The 807-nt window shown below is 62.5% G+C and carries 1 pseudogene; it reads right to left on the reverse strand.

The features are described from left to right. A pseudogene (locus tag GJ668_RS20860) lies at window positions 1-775 on the reverse strand (IS66 family transposase); the annotation flags it as partial. Window positions 776-807: the final 32 nt, after the last annotated feature.

The following is an 807-nucleotide window of genomic DNA, read 5'->3' on the forward strand; positions in this document are numbered from 1 at the left end:
TGCTGGAGAACCAGGCAAAAAAGTCGTTGCCAATCTGCGTGACATAGCCATTGCGCCCCTGGTGGCGTGCCCCTGAGTCATCGACCGTGATGAAGGAACTGACCTCCAGACCAACCTCCAGCAGCTGATCCTTTTCGGCAAAGAAGGGTTCGTTGTGTCCGCTGAGCAGGGCATCGATCTGCCCGACCGACAGGTCGATGCCCCATTCGAGCAGTTGCTCGCGCAACAACGGCTGGGTGACATGACAGTGATGGTGCTGGTAGAGCACATAGGCCCGCAGGCGCGGGCCGAAGTGCCCGCCTTGCAAGGTCGCTGGCCGCTCCCCGCACAACCATTTCCCATCCGGGGTCTGCCACACCTCCAGGCGATAGCGGGTGTTGTGCGCTTCGATCTTCAGATCCTGGACCACGACGTCGCGATAGCCCTTGAAGCGCGAGCCAGGTGGCAGCGCCTCGGTGGGGGGAATCACGCACTCCTCATGAATCGGCACGTCCGGCGTTTTGCTCCGCTTGCTCGAGCCGGCCCGCTTGCCCGTCGACTCGCCCGTGCTGTCCTCTTTCTTGTCTGCATCGCTCTGATTCTCCATCCCGCTCGGCTTGAAGGTCGGCTTGCCCTTCTCGCCCTTGAGCACCGCGATCTCATCGCGCAGCTGCTGGATGGTTTCCGCTTGCCGTTGGGTCGTCTCGGCCAGCGTTTCGATCAGCGCCACCAACTGCTCGATCAGCGGGGTGCGTTCCGCGTCGGGGATGTCAGGGAGTTCAATCGGGCTGGGCATGACGGCTGGACGAGTCGCGGGAAACGATGAGG

The sequence above is a fragment of the Allochromatium palmeri genome (genome assembly GCF_009720725.1).
Classification (GTDB): Bacteria; Pseudomonadota; Gammaproteobacteria; order Chromatiales; family Chromatiaceae; genus Thermochromatium; species Thermochromatium palmeri.